Origin of the sequence: Streptosporangium vulgare (assembly GCF_042428775.1) — a bacterium.
Taxonomy (GTDB): domain Bacteria; phylum Actinomycetota; class Actinomycetes; order Streptosporangiales; family Streptosporangiaceae; genus Streptosporangium; species Streptosporangium vulgare.
In genome coordinates this window covers 1-15,207 of the sequence record NZ_JBHMBS010000031.1, presented here as the reverse complement: position 1 = coordinate 15,207, position 15,207 = coordinate 1, and the positions used below count along the sequence as shown (strand labels likewise).

21 protein-coding genes are annotated in these 15,207 nt (G+C 65.0%); 4 read left to right on the top strand and 17 right to left on the bottom strand.

The window, feature by feature from the left end; translation table 11 throughout:
* Window positions 1–110 precede the first annotated feature (110 nt).
* Both ACFFRH_RS37435 and ACFFRH_RS37430 read right to left on the bottom strand, forming a co-directional pair.
* A complete protein-coding gene (locus ACFFRH_RS37435) occupies window positions 111–1,244 on the bottom strand; it encodes a helix-turn-helix domain-containing protein (RefSeq protein WP_386162287.1) in 1,134 nt (377 codons plus the stop codon).
* Complete coding sequence (locus ACFFRH_RS37430) at window positions 1,241–1,885, bottom strand: hypothetical protein (protein WP_344747111.1); 645 nt, start codon at window positions 1,883–1,885, stop codon at window positions 1,241–1,243. The genes ACFFRH_RS37435 and ACFFRH_RS37430 overlap by 4 nt, the downstream gene beginning before the upstream one ends.
* Window positions 1,886–2,178: 293 nt before the next feature.
* Between ACFFRH_RS37430 and ACFFRH_RS37425 the strand changes: the two genes are divergently transcribed.
* Window positions 2,179–2,388, top strand: a complete 210-nt coding sequence (locus ACFFRH_RS37425; RefSeq protein ID WP_344747131.1) for a hypothetical protein — start codon at window positions 2,179–2,181, stop codon at window positions 2,386–2,388.
* A 174-nt stretch (window positions 2,389–2,562) separates the two neighbouring features.
* Here ACFFRH_RS37425 and ACFFRH_RS37420 read toward each other — a convergent pair whose 3' ends face one another.
* The 15 genes from ACFFRH_RS37420 to ACFFRH_RS37350 all read right to left on the bottom strand — a co-directional run bounded on the left by ACFFRH_RS37420 (window position 2,563) and on the right by ACFFRH_RS37350 (window position 13,061).
* On the bottom strand, window positions 2,563–2,877 hold the full coding sequence (locus ACFFRH_RS37420) for an endonuclease domain-containing protein (RefSeq protein WP_386162366.1): 315 nt from the start codon (window positions 2,875–2,877) through the stop codon (window positions 2,563–2,565).
* A 166-nt stretch (window positions 2,878–3,043) separates the two neighbouring features.
* Complete coding sequence (locus tag ACFFRH_RS37415) at window positions 3,044–3,625, bottom strand: recombinase family protein (protein WP_344747130.1); 582 nt, start codon at window positions 3,623–3,625, stop codon at window positions 3,044–3,046.
* 241 nt (window positions 3,626–3,866) lie between these two features.
* The gene (locus ACFFRH_RS37410; protein ID WP_344747129.1) at window positions 3,867–4,151 is read right to left on the bottom strand and encodes a WhiB family transcriptional regulator; all 285 of its coding nucleotides are present in this window, start codon (window positions 4,149–4,151) and stop codon (window positions 3,867–3,869) included.
* Window positions 4,148–4,690 carry a hypothetical protein gene (locus tag ACFFRH_RS37405; protein ID WP_344747128.1) on the bottom strand — a complete coding sequence of 181 codons (543 nt, stop codon included), beginning with the start codon at window positions 4,688–4,690 and terminating at the stop codon, window positions 4,148–4,150. Before ACFFRH_RS37405 ends, ACFFRH_RS37410 begins: the two co-directional genes overlap by 4 nt.
* A 143-nt stretch (window positions 4,691–4,833) precedes the next feature.
* Window positions 4,834–6,975, bottom strand: a complete 2,142-nt coding sequence (locus ACFFRH_RS37400) for a hypothetical protein (protein WP_344747127.1) — start codon at window positions 6,973–6,975, stop codon at window positions 4,834–4,836.
* A 29-nt stretch (window positions 6,976–7,004) separates the two neighbouring features.
* Window positions 7,005–7,403 (bottom strand): hypothetical protein, encoded by a 399-nt coding sequence (locus tag ACFFRH_RS37395; protein ID WP_344747118.1) that lies wholly within the window; start codon window positions 7,401–7,403, stop codon window positions 7,005–7,007.
* A 560-nt stretch (window positions 7,404–7,963) separates the two neighbouring features.
* Entirely contained in the window at window positions 7,964–8,284 is a 321-nt protein-coding gene (locus ACFFRH_RS37390; protein WP_344747119.1) for a hypothetical protein, read from the bottom strand.
* Window positions 8,281–8,463 (bottom strand): hypothetical protein, encoded by a 183-nt coding sequence (locus tag ACFFRH_RS37385; protein WP_344747121.1) that lies wholly within the window; start codon window positions 8,461–8,463, stop codon window positions 8,281–8,283. Before ACFFRH_RS37385 ends, ACFFRH_RS37390 begins: the two co-directional genes overlap by 4 nt.
* 100 nt (window positions 8,464–8,563) lie before the next feature.
* Entirely contained in the window at window positions 8,564–10,135 is a 1,572-nt protein-coding gene (locus tag ACFFRH_RS37380; RefSeq protein ID WP_344747122.1) for a hypothetical protein, read from the bottom strand.
* Window positions 10,136–10,471: 336 nt separating this feature from the next.
* Window positions 10,472–10,681: a hypothetical protein gene (locus ACFFRH_RS37375; protein WP_344747124.1), complete on the bottom strand. Its 210-nt coding sequence runs from the start codon at window positions 10,679–10,681 to the stop codon at window positions 10,472–10,474.
* A 143-nt stretch (window positions 10,682–10,824) separates the two neighbouring features.
* On the bottom strand, window positions 10,825–11,280 hold the full coding sequence (locus ACFFRH_RS37370; protein WP_386162282.1) for a hypothetical protein: 456 nt from the start codon (window positions 11,278–11,280) through the stop codon (window positions 10,825–10,827).
* A 220-nt stretch (window positions 11,281–11,500) separates the two neighbouring features.
* Window positions 11,501–11,698, bottom strand: coding sequence for a hypothetical protein (locus ACFFRH_RS37365; RefSeq protein WP_386162280.1), 198 nt, complete (start codon window positions 11,696–11,698; stop codon window positions 11,501–11,503).
* Window positions 11,699–12,018: 320 nt separating this feature from the next.
* Window positions 12,019–12,378 carry a hypothetical protein gene (locus tag ACFFRH_RS37360; RefSeq protein WP_386162278.1) on the bottom strand — a complete coding sequence of 120 codons (360 nt, stop codon included), beginning with the start codon at window positions 12,376–12,378 and terminating at the stop codon, window positions 12,019–12,021.
* Window positions 12,379–12,624: 246 nt separating this feature from the next.
* Window positions 12,625–12,819, bottom strand: a complete 195-nt coding sequence (locus ACFFRH_RS37355) for a hypothetical protein (RefSeq protein ID WP_386162277.1) — start codon at window positions 12,817–12,819, stop codon at window positions 12,625–12,627.
* Entirely contained in the window at window positions 12,816–13,061 is a 246-nt protein-coding gene (locus ACFFRH_RS37350) for a hypothetical protein (protein ID WP_386162275.1), read from the bottom strand. Before ACFFRH_RS37350 ends, ACFFRH_RS37355 begins: the two co-directional genes overlap by 4 nt.
* A 173-nt stretch (window positions 13,062–13,234) precedes the next feature.
* On the opposite strand from ACFFRH_RS37350, the gene ACFFRH_RS37345 reads away from it, so the two are divergent.
* The 3 genes from ACFFRH_RS37345 (at window position 13,235) to ACFFRH_RS37335 (ending at window position 14,762) form a co-directional block, all read left to right on the top strand.
* Complete coding sequence (locus tag ACFFRH_RS37345) at window positions 13,235–13,516, top strand: winged helix-turn-helix domain-containing protein (RefSeq protein WP_386162273.1); 282 nt, start codon at window positions 13,235–13,237, stop codon at window positions 13,514–13,516.
* A gap of 178 nt (window positions 13,517–13,694) precedes the next feature.
* A complete protein-coding gene (locus ACFFRH_RS37340; RefSeq protein ID WP_344747766.1) occupies window positions 13,695–14,546 on the top strand; it encodes a helix-turn-helix domain-containing protein in 852 nt (283 codons plus the stop codon).
* 9 nt (window positions 14,547–14,555) lie between these two features.
* Complete coding sequence (locus ACFFRH_RS37335; RefSeq protein ID WP_344747765.1) at window positions 14,556–14,762, top strand: DUF397 domain-containing protein; 207 nt, start codon at window positions 14,556–14,558, stop codon at window positions 14,760–14,762.
* Window positions 14,763–15,207 lie beyond the last annotated feature (445 nt).

Here is a 15,207-nt window from a genome sequence, read left to right as displayed (position 1 = left end):
ACGACCGTGAGACGCCTCAGGAGCCCCACGGATCACAACCCATACCGGGAAGGTATGGGCAGCAGAAAGCCCTCGCCCGGATCCGGGCGAGGGCTTGGCTGCGTTCGAGATCAGGCGCGTGCTCTGAATTGCACCAGAACGCCGGGCGGCGAAGTATCTGCCAAAGGGGCTGAAGTCAGTTTTTGTATCTGCCGCGATGGTGTGTCCGCGTAACGATCGACCATCCGGTTCAGTTCAGTGACGTATAAGGGGAAATCCTCACCTAGCCGTCGGGTATCAACCGGATCCCCATACAGCAGTTCCATCATCTTCCGCAAGGCTCTGGGCCGCTCTGGCTCTCGGGCGTCGGCTCCCGGCTCCTGTTTCCGCCAACCGCGGGCCCCCAGCTGCACCTGCAGGCTGGTCTTCTGCTTCTGGTCAATCGCGCCCACCTCAAACGCGCGGAAGATCAACGATGCAATCGACATTCCCCATTTCAGTTTCAGCGGGGCAAGACGGCTCAAAGTCACCGTCTTGGAGAACTCCTCCTTGGCGTCCTCGCGAGGGAACAGGAACTCGCCGGCGAACTGGTCGGCTTCCTTCTCTAGCGCGTTCAGATCACCGCCCGGAGCTCGATGCATGACCAAATGCCCCAGCTCATGGCTGGAGGTGAAACGGATCCGATCCCAAGATGACCCTTCGCCAATCGAAACCAGCGGAAGGTCCAGTTCTGCGCCGTCCCATGTGCTGAACGCATCCAGCTTGCCGTCGACCCACGTTTCCAAGGCGATCACGATGACCCCGGCGCGCTCCAGGGCGTGCAGCACGCGGGGCACGGGTCCATGGGGAGGTAGCCCCAGGGCTGAGCGGGTGAGTTGTGCAGCCTCCTCGATGTCGTCCATGCCACGTAGGTCCGGCACCCGTAGCGACGGCGCCTGAAGCTGGCTCAGCATGTGACGGGCGATCTCGCGGGTGATCTCGGCCTCGCGCCGTACCCGCCGCAGCACGCCCGCGGGTAGCGATTTGCGGGCCCGGAACTGCATAGATCCTTCGGCCAGATCGTCGACCGGAGGCCGCTGCAGGAAGGCGACTGGCACCTTGAGTGTCTGTGCCAGGCGTTCAAGGTGCTCGTCGCCGATGTCCACCGATGAGGTGAGTTCGATCTGAGCGATCCGGCCTTGAGTGAGCCCAGCGCCCTGTGCGGTTCCGGTTTGCGTCAGGCCACGTAGTTCGCGTGCTTGCCGAACTCGTGCGCCGTAGATCACGACGATTCGCCGCCTTCTTCTTTGACGTCCTGCTTGGGCAGGGCGTATTCGTCTAGGTCTTGAGCTGCTGCGATGTCCACTACGCCAGCATCGACGCTGACCATGTCAAGGGACTCGGCGGGGTGAGGAATGAGTGCAGTCCAGTGCACGGTGGTGTGCTTGCTCTTCTCGCCGGATGCCTTGGGGTAGACGAGTTCCATCTCCACACCCTTAGCGGTGATCTCCCATAAGAGCAGGAGGGTCAAGTTCTTTAACTCGACGGGGAAGAGGGGCTGGGTGTACTCGCGGGCGCGTTTGCGTGAGGAGGCGCCAGGGGCCCTGCCGTCCTTGGAGCGCAGGCAGCGAATGCGGACAGAGTGGTACTTCAGGGAGAGTCCGTTGCGGTTGCCGGCCCTGATCTCCACGGTGTCTTTCTCGTCGCCGTCGCAGGCAAGGATGCCGCGGAAGGTGAGCTCGTCGACGAGGTAGAAGCGGAAGAAGTCCGCGAATGCCTGTCTCTGGCGCTTCTTCGTAGCGACGGAGCCGTCGAGTTGCTCAGCGGTGCGGGTCGCTGCAGCTTCAACGGCTTCTCTGAAGCCGGGGAAGGCGGCGATGAACTGATGGGCCGCCGTTTCGGGGTTCAGCCATCCCTGTATGATCATGACTAATAATATTAGCCATGATCATACTTTTTAGCTAGTCGACCGAGAGGGTTTTCGAAAGATCATTCCGCTCCCCGCCTGGGGAGGGGTAAGGGCACCCCGCATGATCTCCGCCGCGTCCTCCTCAGCCCCGCCCGCTGCGAGGTGGAGCCGAGCACGGGCAGCATCGGCGTCGAAGCGGGCCAGGGCGCGGATGGCGGCGCTCAGCTCAGGATCCATGCCGCCATGCTCACCCCGCCCGCTGATCGTCCGCAGGCAGACAGGGCAACGCCTTCGCCTGCCATGCTGATCTGATGGGACTCACGGAAGACATCGTCGAACGTCTCGTTACCGCCGTGCTTGACGCTGTCGACGTCGAGATGGAGGGGATCCCTGCCGGGCAGAAAGAGCGGATCCTGGCCGCGGCCCGTAGCCGCATGGTCGAGCCGCAGGCCGAAGCTGCTCGGGCGATTCGTGACGCGCGGTTCTCGGCCCAGCGGGTGGCCAGGAACCGTAGCCGGTGAGGCAGACACGGCAACGCCCCCACCCCGAAGGGCAGGGGCGACCGGCGGGCACGTCTCCTGTGATGTGAGTTAACAGCGAGAGTCATGCAATTTGCAGGACGGTAAGGACCGAATGAGGTTCGAGATGCGCTCAGCCTCAAGATCGCTGCGGCCCCTACATAATCCTCACGCGAGTCATCGCGCCTTTTTGTCCAGGTAGTCGGCGAGGGCTCTAAGGCGGATCGGGTTGTCTCCTGCATGGCCAATGGCTGCGTTGCATCCCCCGCACAACCATCCGCGGAAGTCGCCCGTTGTGTGGTCGTGGTCGAGTTGCAGCCCCCAATTGGGAGGCTGGGCTCCACACACTTCGCATCGACCGTCTTCCGCGAGGGGTGTCGCGGCGACTTCGGGTCTGAGCCCAAGTCGTCGTATCCGAGTCACGATGCGTTGGCAGACGCGGCAGTGCACTTCGCGCCCATCGCGCAAGTTTGTCTTGCGAGGCGCGAACATTTCTAGCGGCCAAGTAGTTTTGCATTTTCTGCAAGCCTTGGTGGCGGGTAAAGGTTGATCGACGGTCAAGACGGGGGGATTCCTTTGTCTGAAGAGTTTTGGTGCACACCTACAGGACATTAAATAATAAATTTCGAGGGGCGCGTCCGTATTCGGCGCTGTCTCGTTATGAAGGGGTTCGCTGCTCGACATCCGTTCGCTTCAGGTGGCCGTACGTCGTGGACCTCGGCACTCCGAACAGGTCAGCGATCTGCTGGACGGTTTTCTCCCGCTTGTCGTACAGCTCCTGCGCGAGCGCAGCCTGCTCCGGGGTGAGGCGGGGGCGACGCCCGCCGACTCGGCCGCGAGCTCGTGCTGCGGCCAGGCCGTCGCGGGTGTTGGCGATGATGAGCTCTCGCTGCAACTCGGCCAGGACTGAGAGCATGCCGAACATGGCCCGTCCTTCGGCGGTCGCGGTGTCGATGCCTTGCTCGATGACGTGCAGGCCGACTTCGCGCTCTCGGAGCTCGGCGCCGAGGGTCACCAAGTGAAGGACCGACCGCGATAGCCGATCGAGGCGAGTCACCTTCAACGTGTCGCCGGCGCGGAGCATTCGCAGCATCATGTCGAGCTGCGGGCGGGAGGACTTCGATCCGCTGATCTTGTCGAGGTGGATGTTCTCGATGGCGACTCCGGCTCGGGTGAGCGCGTCGATCTGATGATCGGGGTTCTGGTCGGCGGTCGAGACTCGCGCGTAACCGAAGAGCATGCCGGAAACTCCATTTCTTACCGTTAATCGACGTTGATTCTCGACACGAGTTGTCGACACCCGTGTCTTGCGGGTTCGCGTTTGGATCACATGTGTTGGCAGACGATCGTTTTCCGACACGGCCCAAGGTGGAGATGGCCCGGCGTCAACATGAACGGCCGACGCCGCAAACTGACCAGAGTGGGGTTCGGTTGACTCGACCCGTCAACTTCGCTCGGCAACGTGGAACCCTAACTTCCGCTCACGCCGCAGCCTCATATCGATCCCGGAGTGCTATAAGCCGCCGCCGTTCCCGCTCGGATAGTCCACCCCACACGCCGAACCGCTCCCCATGCTCCAGCGCGTACTCCAAACACTCGGCTCGGACCTCGCAGCGGCGGCACACGAGTTTCGCGGGCCGTGAGGATACGCCCTTCGGCGGGAACCAGGTTTCGTCGCCGCCGACCTCGTTGCATCGGCCGAGGGTCTGCCACGTGGCGGCGGGAAGCGGGTCGTCGTACTGGCGGGGCGGCCAGATGCCAGTCATGGTGTGGTCTCCTCTCCGGTTATCCACCGGCCGTCGTGCGGCATGACACGGCCCTGAGCGATCAGGGCGTACACCGCGGCGTAGGTGGAGCCGAGCTGGTAAGGGGCTGAGCTGAGGCGACGGGCGGCGTGCTGCAAGCGCGGCCGTAGCTCGCCGAGGATGTCGAGCGCTGTCGTGCAGTCCACGGCGATCGCGCGCCAGTGTGCTTTGACGTCGTCAGCGTCAGCGTTGACCGCCCGGGTGCGGGCCAGGGCTCGCTGGTTCGCTGCCGCGGTACAGAGCTTGGTGTGGGCGTCCCACTTGGCGGCGACTTCGTCGAGGAGGTCGAGGATTGCGCAGACGAGGTCGCGATCCTTGCCCCATGGGTCTCCGCCGGCAGCCATGGGGTGCGCGCCGAGAACGAGGGTCGCGGAGATCACCGCTCGGAAGGATCTTGAGTCGAGGCCCGTTGCTCGGCAGCGGCCGACGATCGCCGCCGCTTCGTAGCCGAGCTCTGAGGTGTCGGCGAGGACCTCAGCGCGGGCAGTCCAGTCACCCATGCGAGCCCCCGCTGTGGTCACGATCGGTGATGGAGTCGACGACGGGCAGCGGATTGTCTTTTGTCCCAGGGAAGTCCCCTATACGAGGGGCGGGGGAGGGGCTGGGGACAATTCCCGGAAGGGCCTGCCTGGGACAATTAATGTCACTCTTCGTGTCCATCGGGGTCCTCCTCCAGAGCGTCGGTGGCTGCCTCTTCGATGAGTTCGATGGCGCGTTCGTGCTCACCCTCGGAGTCGTCGACCACCCTCAGGGCGTCCTCGACAGGCGCCGGGGCGAGATGCCATTTGGCGCCGCGCCCCTTCCCGCGCAACTCCGCAACGCCTTCGAAGCGGAGCGCGTCCAAGCACCGCCACGCGCCGCTCTTCGATACCCCGCGTTCCTGGCCGAGCTCGGTCTCCAGCGCTGCCTCGGCCTGGCGGACTGTTGTCCCGTCCGGTTGCGCGAGAAGCCGCAGCAGCGTCCGCCGGACTTCGGGGCTCATCTGTGTCTGCTCGGCTGCCTGGCGGCGGCGCTCGATCGCCGCGGCGCGCATCTCCCCGGCGGTGAGGGTGCCGAGGGTGATGGCCGGTAGGGCGTTGAGGGTTGCTCGGGCTGCGGCGCGCTGCTCAGCAGCACGATCGGATGGGGCTTGGTCCACAGGCATGGAGGTCTCCACGGAGGGGGGAGGAGAGACAGGGCGCTGCAACGTGTACGAGGGAGAGGTGGTGCCGGTGAGGGCGGTCAGCTTGTCGCCGAGGTAAGCCACCAGGCCGGGCTCCAACGGGCAGGCTTCACGTCCGCGGACCAGCCGGTCGATGTCGGGCAGTTCCTTGAGCTTCCAGGCGCGTCCGGCCTGCCAATGCCCGGCCAGGTCGCTGACCAGTGCGACGCCGGCGTGGCCTTCGCCGTAGGTCATCATGTTGGGCATGGCGAGTCCGATGTCGCCGAGTACGTGCCGGATCTCGCTTTCACCAGCGGTTTTGAGGAGCACGAACTGGTTGAACATCTTTTTGATCTTGCCGTTGCCGAGGAACTCTACGGTGCCGCGGCCTCCGGCGACGACCACACCCACGCCTTCGCTGCGGCTCCTCATCATCAGATCACCGAACGCCTTGCGGGTCGCCATGCCGATCTGGTCGGACTCGCCGAGCAACGTGTCCACCTCATCGACATACACCGTGACGAGAGGCTGGGTACGGCGCGGGATCACGGTGACTTCGTCGGAGGGTTGAGCTGCCCGCCAATCAATGATCAGATTCGCGAGTTCCAGGATCCGCAACGCCTTGATCCGCTCCCCGGCTCCGACCGCCGACAGGCCCAGCGAGGGGCGCCACCGCCGCATCTCCTTGCCCTTGCCGACACTGATACCGATCGGGAACACGTTGTCGGCGGCGGTGTCACGCTCCAACATGTCCGACATGACGACGGTCTTACCGCCGCCCGACATCGCAACGATGAGGACCCGCATGGCGCCGTCTTCGTCCCACATCGGTACCTGCAGCGCCTTACCGGTCTCCGGGTCCATGCCGATGATCCGCGGCTCGCGGCCGTCAGCAACATCAGGCAGCGGAATCTCCGGCGTCGGGTCCAGCAGCGGGTGAGGCAGAGCCTCGGCCCACGGGTTCTTGTAGCGGATGCTGATGCTGAGGCGCCCCGCGATGGAACCAACCCGGGTCTTCACTCGCGTTTTCGGCAGCATCTCCTCTTCGGCGATCAGCTCTTCGAGCCTGCCTCCGACGAGTTCGGACGCCAGCCTGCCGGTGCCGCGGGTGTTGATGACCATCTGCTCACCCAGCCGGGTCTCGCGCCATTCCAGCAGGTGCGATCCGCCTAGCCCGTACAGGCCAGCTTTGTGATGCCAGTCGGCGCGGGCCTGCTCCTGCGCGAGCGCCTCAAGAATCTTGGGGTCCTGCCGGTAAGCCCAGTAGGTGAGGCCGTAGACGGCGGCTCCGAGCCACCCCATCAGCCCATACGGACCCGCAATCACACCCCATTCGGCGGCGGCGGTCATCCACGACCCGGCGGCGACGGTCGCAGCAGCAGCGCGCACAGGCTCACCAGGATCAACTGGGCGGTTCATCGACCGGGTGTACATGCCGATGCTCGCGAGGACTGTGAGGGGGATGCCGTAGGCGGCGGGCAGGTCCGCAGCGTGAGCGGCAGCAGCCAGGCCGACGGCGGCGGGGGCGAGGAGGTGGGGGCCGCGGCGGAGATGGTCAGCCTGCACCCAGCCGATCGCGCGTCCCAGCAGCCGCCCGCGCGGTACGGCCGGAGCAGCGGTGTCGTAATCGGTGTCGGTGACCATGAGGCAGTCCTTTCGGGTTGAGCAGGGGGTTAGGAGTCGGCTCCGCCGCCGGTCATCCACCGGCCATCGAACGGAAGCACCACACCGGAGGCGACGAGTTGCTGGACCTCGGAGTAGACGGTCATGAAGGTGTTCATTGCTTCGCTCATCCGGGCGGCGGTGTCGGCGGCTTGCTCGCTGAAGGCGGAGATGCCTGCCACGGCTGAGGGGTCCAGGCCGAGGACCGTCACGCACGTCTCCCGCACGGTGTCCACGCTTTCGGCGTAGCTCAGCACTCCGGCGGTTTCGCCCTTCATCCAGTCGATGAGTTCGACGTCGCTTTCCGGGGTGAACTCGGAGACGCGGGCGATCAGCGCAGCCCAATCACCCGGGGGAGCGATCGGCGCAGCATCCGCCGGAGCAGCGGCTTCAGGGGGCGAGGTGGTCATCGGGGCTCCCGGTGCGGGTTGAGGAGGAACAGGTGAGGGGGCAGGGCGGGAAGCGGCGGGGGGAGTCGTGTCCCCGCCAGCCGGGGGCGTCGGCGGAGGTTCTGGTTTGGGCTTGAGCCGGTCAGCGACCCCAGACAGGTCGGGCCGGCGGAACCGTATCGTTCGGCCTGGTCGCGGTTCGGCGGAGGCTCGACGGTTCTTCCACCGGTCCACGATCGTCTCCGGCGGGCGGGCCGCCACTCGCTTTTCCCAGCGAGAAGCAGCCCGATCAGCGAGCCGGTCGAGGCCGCGGCTCGCTGCGATGCTGAGTTCTGTACTGGCCCGCCCGCGTTCGGGTTTGCCACGAATCACCGCGGCGGCGGCTCGTCCGGCGAGTTCAGCGGTGGCGCCTTTCACGTCGCCGCTTTTCACGGGGGCGGCGCCGGTGTTGTTGTACATGGTCACCAGCCACGACCGCGGCGCCCCATTCCTCTGCGGCTTCGTCTTGCCGGGGCGGGAGCGTTTCGCTACAGCTGTGGCTACGCCGCCTACAGCGACGACGGCGAGCACCTCGACCGGCGTCACGGCTGCTCCTTGCGGAGGTCAATGTGCCGCGCCGGGTCCGGGGTAGGGGCGACGGCGAACGCTCCTCCCGCTGGCGCCTCCGCGCTCTCTTCGGTGTCCTCGTCGACATCTTCGGGGGCGGTCATGGAGTTGTAGAGCTCCACGTAGGCGAGCGCCGCGGACATAGCCGCAGCGACCACAATCACGATCGCGCCGACCGACCATGCGGGGCGACCACTGACTGCTGTGATGGCGAGCGTCACAGCGGTGTAGAAAAGCACGGCTTTCCAGGTGGGGCGCCAGTCCCACCAGCGGGTGAGGAAGTCGCGGAGCATCATCCGAACACCGCCGACCACAGCGACTGGAGGCTCAGGGCATCGAACGTCCGGGCGCCAGCCATGACGGCGCCGACCATCATCCCGAGACCACCGATGATCAGCAGCTCATACCACTTGGTGGTCCGGGTCCAGATCATGATGCCGACGGCGCCGGCAAGGAGAGCGAGAAGGAGCAGCATCGTGGGTCTCCGATCAGGTGTTGAGGGTGAGGTGGACGTCGAGCAGGGCCATGACGGCATAGAGGGAACGAGACATGAAGGTCTCCAGAGGCGAGAAAGATCAGTTGGAAGTGGACGGCGAAGAGCCGTTCACGGAAGGGGTGGACGCGACCAGTTCCGCGTCCACTTCGGCGGGGCCTACGGGGCGCCCGCGGTCGTCGAACGTCCAGCCCTTAGCGGCGAGGATCTGCTTGCCTTCGGTGATGCGGTCGCCGCACCAGGTCGGCTTGAATTTGGTCTTGTCCGCGAGAGCCCACTTGGAGAGGACCTCGCCTTTCTCCACGCGCTTTGCCCAGTACCTGGCGATACGGCCTTTGTCCTGCTCGGTGGGCTCTTTCTGGTCGCCGAACTGGTCGCCAGGTGGACGCGTCCTGTCGTCTCCAGCGTCGCTGTCGGCGTCCAGGTTCGCGTCCAAGATCGCGTCCAGCGGAGGCAGGAGGAGATCCCCTCTGAGTGGACGCGCTTCTGGACGCGTCCACGTCACGAACGGTGCCAGCGTGCCGACCGGTCGCGGGTCTCCAGGAGAGATCAGGATGCGGCGCTGCGGTGTGGGGATCGCGATGGTCGATGTGGTCGCGGAAGTGGACGCCGCTTTGGACGCGTCCTGGACGGGCGTCAAGCGCTGCCCAGTCAGGCTGGAGACGACCATGAGGATGTTCGCTTCCATCGCCCGCAGCTCGTCCTGGTTGACCAGGTCGGCGCGGAGCTGCTCGGTCCGGTCTGCCAGCCGGGCGAAGTCGCTTGGAGCCTCAACAGCGGCGGTCATCCACTCAGAGGCCGGGGTGATGTCGAGGAGGCCGGCGGCGCTGTACAGGGACGCGGTCTCGGCGCGCACGCGCTTTTGCACCTCGGGGTCGCGGGCAAGGCCAGCGTGCTCCGCTGCCCGCTCGAATGCGGTGTCTAGCTTGGCGAGGGCGGCGCGCTGCTTGCGGTCGGAGGCCCCGGCGTCGCGGAGCCTCCGGGCTTTCTTCGCGGCGAGGGAGACCTTTGTGAGGCGCCGCTGAGCGTCGACCTCCTCCGCGGTACGGTCCTGCGCCTCGGCCAAGCCGATGTAGACGAGGACCCGCTCCAGGGTGAACCGCCAGTGGATGCGCTTGCGGCCGGTCGCACGGTGGCGTTCGATCGCCATCCCGCGCTCCCACAACCAAGCGGCTACGAGAGGCGCAGCGAGACGGAACACGGCCTCAGGCAGGGAGGCGGCCTCCATGGCGGACAGGACCGCCGACAGGCCCGTGAGAGCCCACACGGCGACGCCGTCGATGCCTGCGGAGAAGTTCTCCCGCATGTTCTTACGGGCGCGTACGGCAGAGATGACGACCGCGACCTCGATGAACGCGAACATCAAGCCACGCAGCGACCAGTGGACATCGCCGATGATGCGGTCGAGGAACTGCCACATGCCCTGGGCAGAGACGATGGTGGCGATGCTCGCGGCGAGCCAGGTCAGCAGGTCCGCGCCCGTCGTCTTAGCCGTGCTGACCTTCGCCTTACGGAAGAGCGTCCTGCCCAGGAAGTAGAGCAGCACAGGCAAGGCGATCGAAGCGATGACGCCGAAGCCGATCGCGATGGCAGCCACGACGTCAGGCACCCATGACGGGATCGGCGGCAATGCGGGCCATTCGGGCATGGTCATCCCCGGACGCCCTTCCGTGCCTGCTGCCGGTCGCAGAGGTCGCGGCAGGAGACGCCAGGGGTGGAGCCGGGCCAACCGGAGGGCTGTTCCCCGTCAGGCCATCCGGCGGGCACCTGGTGGCGGGTGCGGCTACGGATCGGCGGGAGGCTGACCAAGTCAGCCCATGACGGGATTGGGGGAAATGCGGGCAAAAGATCAGCGGGGCTACCGCTGACCAGCACCGCAGCACTATCGTGGCGCATTGGGTCCTCTCAGACTTGCCCTTAGCAGTGGGGTCTGGTGGATCAAGTCGTCCCGGGTCGGTGTTGGTAGCACCGGCCTGGGGCGCGTTGGGGGTTATTCAGTTGGGTCCTGCTGGCGGCTCTTAGCTAGCCGCTTTGTTACCGCTTGGTGGGTGATGCCTGCCAGTTCCGCGATAGCTTCCCGTGTCCAGTCGCGTCGGCCGGCCTCGTCGATGAGCTTGGCTCGTTCGGCTCGTGCCTGCTCGCCTGCTTTGACTTTGGCTGCCGCTTCGCGGAGTCGGCGGGCAAGCATCTCGTCGCTCACCTCCGGCTCGTCCTTCACTTCCTCTGTCTACACGCCCCCGCCAGATCTTGCAACCGGGTTGCAGAATTTGGCAGGCAACCCTCTCCGTGTAGACACACGAAGGCGCCCCACTCCATCACGGAGTGGGGCGCCTGTTGCTTTTGCTACTTGCCTGGCGTCTCTGGCGGGTAGATCGAGTAGTTCTGCTCACTGAGATACAACAAGGCCGTCTCCATGTCGTTGCGGATCGCCGCCCTCAACTGCGTCTGCATGAACTTCTTACGACCTGGCTTGAGCACGTCCATCCAGTCCGCGCTATGAGGTGTCGCCAGCCCTTCACTGACCAGGAACTCCACAACGTCCTCAAGGATCCAGCGGAAGCGTCGATGGCCGGCAGGAAAGTGGAGACGGTGCAGGCCTCGGTCGGTGAACTCGTCGCCCCAGACCGCCAGCGCTTCAGACTCGCCATGAACCTGGACGTGAGATTCCGGGTACCCCGAGGTTTTGTCCCGCTCGTAGTCGAAGTGGCACAGAGGGGAACGATCTTCGTTTGCCGCATAGATGCCAACGAAGGCGTTGTCCACCGTGAGGTACTTGCCGGCCTCGTCGATGCGGCACATGTACTCGGCTTTGATCCAACCTCTGGGCTTGCCGCGGGCACCTATGGGGACCATCTCTCCCCGGATGGATCTTGCGGTCAGCCTGTTGCCTACGGCGATGAGACGAGGATCGGTCACGTTGCGTTGGGCATTGAAGCTGGCATTGTTGCAGACCGTGCCGTTGAGAACGTGCTGAATATCTGCGGCGAACTCTCGGGCTAGGTGAAAGGCTTTTTTCGGGTCAAGCTGGCTTGATCCTGAGCCAGAGGCTACGGGCGTCAGGGGAGGAAAACCTCCGCGTGCGGGCTTGCTCGGCGAGCTGCTCATACGTGAGCCCGATCTCGTCGAGCGCACGCTGACGTGCCTGTAAGTACTCCTCGTGCGTCAGATCGATGAGCACGAACCCGTCTTCTACGTCCTCGCTGTGTAGCACTGCCATGATGACCTCCTCCAAGACCCCCGATGTGGCGTTCGATTTGGTCTCTCGTTGTCAAGATAGCCTCGGTGTACGACAGGAAACAGGGCAGAAGCCGCCAGTTTTGCGTTCCTACCTTTTGTTGCCTGCTGGTTGACTGGTTACCTAGATGAGACGGCACCGTACGCCTTGGCGTTGCCCTCTGGCCGGTAACGGTCACGACAAGCTGGAGCCCCAACCCTGGGAAGTCGAAGGCCCCGCCGCCCGGTGAGGGTGGACGACGGGGCCTCGCGAGACCGGCCGGGTCGCAGTGGGTAAGCCCCTCCCGGCCGGGAGTCTGAGAGCTACCGATGAGCGGGGGGAGCGCCAGGCGTGTGGTCGGTCATGCGACACAGGATGCTCAAAGGCCCATGTACGTTGATCGCCTCGGGTATGGCCAGGCAACGACCCCGGATGTCGGTCACTGACAGTTCGATGTCCGGGTGTCCGTGCACCCACCACACGCGGCCGGTGTGCTCGGACATGACGACGTCGCCAGGCTGCACACGCGCGGACTCCGCCGACGTCTTCTCGGCGGGCGCGTACTCGGCCTGAAACTGCTCGATCAGACGGTCGGTGATGAGACCGCGGTCGGCGACGAACGCTTTCAGTCTGTCCCGGGCGGCGAACGGATCCTCGGCCGGCCCTGTGCTGTTCTCGCTCACCGCGCTTCTCCTCGGTCGTCGTGGTCGTTGAAGGGTGTCCGGCCCCCGCCCACCCGGACAGGCAGGGACCGGACGGCCCAGCGGTAGAGCACCGCGCCATCCCGCTGGGAGATGTGGTGGCCTCCGCCCGAAGGTGAATCGGGCGGGGCCACGGCGGCCTCGGGCCCTCCGATCCGAGACCGCCTATTCCGTCTCGGCTTCCCGGCGGAGGCCTTTCCGCTGAGGTATTCGCGCCGAGACGGAAGATTAGGAGCGCATGTGCAACGGGCGCAGACTCCGCCAGTAGTAGTCGAGGCGGTCGTCGAAGTCGGCCCAGCGCGCCATCGCTTCCACGCTGCCGCACTCAGCGAGCGCCTCTTGCCGCTGCTTCTCCAGCTTCTTCGGGTCGGCTCCGCGTTTCAGCGCCTCGGCGTGCAGCCGGTCAAGGTCTTCAGGCGTCACGACGATCGCGCTTCGGCTCGTTCCGCGCACTCCTCTTGATCGACGAGGAGTTGAGACAAGTCAGCGGGTGTGGCGGCGTTGATCGTGCGAGCGCATCCAGCGCGCCCTTCGGCTTCGGTGGGCCAGGCGTGACGGGTGGCGTACCAGCGGCCGGTGTTGCTCCGCCAGATTGTCCAGCCGGGAAACTTCTGGGCGAGTAGGTCTCGGGCGGTGACCTCCGCCGGTTCGATGGCAACGGTCATGGGGTGACTGTCCTTGAGATGTGGGTGGCGACCCCCACGGGGTGTCGTGCGGTAGGGCACGCATGGGGGCCGCCGGTCTCCAGGTTTGATTGTGCTATGTCACACATCAGTTCATGGCCTGCCATGAACGTCCACGGCCTGTCGTGGTCTTTCCTGACAGGGCATGCAAGGTAGTGACCCTCTACCGTTTCCTCATGATCCACTTCCCGTTCGCCAACGACGAGACTCGCCATGAGCAGATGTACGGCGAGCTCAAAAGGCGCATCCGGGGCGGAATCTACAAAGAGCGGTATCCGATCCCCAGCGTCGTGCACCTGGTGCAGGAGTTCGGGGTTTCGCGAGGTACTGCCTTGAAGGTGACCGGCCGTCTCGCGGATGAGGGGTACGTGCGCCCGATCCCTGGCCGGGGCACCTACGTGCTGCCCAGCGACCGGTGGCCTCAGGGGCAGGAGTAGGTTGCCGCCGCGTAGTGCGGCGGCACGTGCAGTTGCTGGCGTCATACTTGCCTCACTCCCGGTGACGGGGTCTAACCTCATGGTTGTACGATCGCCTCAGAAACGCAATACTGAAATCAGAAGTTTTAGATTGTCATGGTATGCGTATTTTGTCGGCCATTGAGAGCAGGGATGGCTTATGGCAGACCACAGCCCTACCGTCAAACGGCGGCAACTCTCGATGGCGCTACTGGAGCTCCGCAAGCAGCGCGGACTCACCGCCGCCGAGGTCACCAAACGACTCGACTGGACGCCGTCGAAACTGACACGCATCGAGCGCAACGACTGGAAGCTCCCCAACCCCAGAGACATCCGCGATCTGCTCGACGCCTACGACGTCCGCGACGAGGCCGAGCGCGAAGCACTCATCGACCTCGCGAAGCAGGCCCGCCAGCGCGGATGGTGGGCCGACTGCAAGGACGTGTTCCGCGGCCGGCTACCCGCATTCGAGGCTGGAGCCAGGGTGCTGCGCACCTTCGATCACAACATCCCTGGCCTGCTCCAGGGGCCGGACTACATGCGGGCCATCTTCGGCGCTGGATCTGATCTCAACGAGGCTGCCATCGAGCGTCACGTTGAGGCGCGGCTCGCCAGGCAGGAAATCCTGGAGCGAGACGATCCTCCGCAACTGATGACGGTGATCGACGAGGCCGCCTTGCACCGCCTCATCGGTGGGCCTGACGTCATGCAAGCCCAACTGGAACACCTGATCAAGATGGGCGAACGGCCCAACGTCACCATCCAGGTGCTGCCCTTCACTGCGGGCGCCCACGAGGCGTTGGCAGGCGGGTTCGTGATCCTAGATTTCGAGAGTGATGGCGCCTCATCGCTGGTCTACACGGAGACCCCGACGGACGATATCTACAGGGAGAAGCCACCAGACGTCCATCGGTATACCGTGATTTTCGGCACCGTGCAGGCGCAGGCACTCTCTGCAGAGGAGTCGGCCCAGCGGGTGCAGTCCAGGATCAGGGATCTACAGAAGAGGTAGGCGAGGACCGTGGAACGAAGCACCACAACGCCTCTCGCGTGGCGGAAGAGCACCCTCTCCGCTCAAGGCGACAACTGCGTCGAAGGGGCACCCCTCTCCGGCGGTGGCTGGGCAGTCCGAGACACCAAGGACCGAGGCGGCCCGACGCTGGCTTTCGGCCCCGATGAGTGGAGCGCTTTCATCGGCAAGGTGAAGGCCGGCGACTTCGACCAGTAGTCAACTCCAGTAACACGTCGGCCCCGCGCTCCCTTCCAGGGGGAGCACGGGGCCTTTCGTGTAACGAAGCTCTACGAGCCTAACCAGCGAGAGTCAAGGCGCGCGAGAGCAAGCGGCTGGTTGGTTATGGCGGTTTCGGCTAGCCGCTGGAAACTTCGCCAGGAACGACGAAGGGCCCCGGCGTCACAGCCGGGGCCCTTGGGAAGTTCGTCGCGGAGCCATCCTAGTGGAACCAGAATGGAAACAGAAGGTCGGGAATCAGTGAAGAATCGGCAGGATTTGCCCGGATTCTAGACAACCGATCCCGCGCTGGTCCCAGCGGTTTCCGGTGGTCGTAGGGGTGCCCTCAGCGGACAGCCACCTCGCTAGCCCAACTATGATCAACCATCGTTCGGACCACCTCCTTTCGGCGTGCCTGTACGTTATGAAATTCCGCGCCTCCAGG

What these genes read in the sequence shown, in the direction of transcription:
- ACFFRH_RS37400 (WP_344747127.1), bottom strand. Translation starts at nt 6,975, where the DNA reads ATGGTCACCGACACCGATTACGACACCGCTGCTCCGGCCGTACCGCGC.
- ACFFRH_RS37380 (WP_344747122.1), bottom strand. Translation starts at nt 10,135, where the DNA reads ATGACCATGCCCGAATGGCCCGCATTGCCGCCGATCCCGTCATGGGTG.
- ACFFRH_RS37340 (WP_344747766.1), top strand. Translation starts at nt 13,695, where the DNA reads ATGGCAGACCACAGCCCTACCGTCAAACGGCGGCAACTCTCGATGGCG.
- ACFFRH_RS37390 (WP_344747119.1), bottom strand. Translation starts at nt 8,284, where the DNA reads ATGATGCTCCGCGACTTCCTCACCCGCTGGTGGGACTGGCGCCCCACC.
- ACFFRH_RS37410 (WP_344747129.1), bottom strand. Translation starts at nt 4,151, where the DNA reads ATGACTGGCATCTGGCCGCCCCGCCAGTACGACGACCCGCTTCCCGCC.
- ACFFRH_RS37425 (WP_344747131.1), top strand. Translation starts at nt 2,179, where the DNA reads ATGGGACTCACGGAAGACATCGTCGAACGTCTCGTTACCGCCGTGCTT.
- ACFFRH_RS37415 (WP_344747130.1), bottom strand. Translation starts at nt 3,625, where the DNA reads ATGCTCTTCGGTTACGCGCGAGTCTCGACCGCCGACCAGAACCCCGAT.
- ACFFRH_RS37385 (WP_344747121.1), bottom strand. Translation starts at nt 8,463, where the DNA reads ATGCTGCTCCTTCTCGCTCTCCTTGCCGGCGCCGTCGGCATCATGATC.
- ACFFRH_RS37350 (WP_386162275.1), bottom strand. Translation starts at nt 13,061, where the DNA reads ATGACCGTTGCCATCGAACCGGCGGAGGTCACCGCCCGAGACCTACTC.
- ACFFRH_RS37395 (WP_344747118.1), bottom strand. Translation starts at nt 7,403, where the DNA reads ATGACCACCTCGCCCCCTGAAGCCGCTGCTCCGGCGGATGCTGCGCCG.
- ACFFRH_RS37370 (WP_386162282.1), bottom strand. Translation starts at nt 11,280, where the DNA reads ATGTGCCGCATCGACGAGGCCGGCAAGTACCTCACGGTGGACAACGCC.
- ACFFRH_RS37365 (WP_386162280.1), bottom strand. Translation starts at nt 11,698, where the DNA reads ATGGCAGTGCTACACAGCGAGGACGTAGAAGACGGGTTCGTGCTCATC.
- ACFFRH_RS37420 (WP_386162366.1), bottom strand. Translation starts at nt 2,877, where the DNA reads ATGTTCGCGCCTCGCAAGACAAACTTGCGCGATGGGCGCGAAGTGCAC.
- ACFFRH_RS37430 (WP_344747111.1), bottom strand. Translation starts at nt 1,885, where the DNA reads ATGATCATACAGGGATGGCTGAACCCCGAAACGGCGGCCCATCAGTTC.
- ACFFRH_RS37405 (WP_344747128.1), bottom strand. Translation starts at nt 4,690, where the DNA reads ATGGGTGACTGGACTGCCCGCGCTGAGGTCCTCGCCGACACCTCAGAG.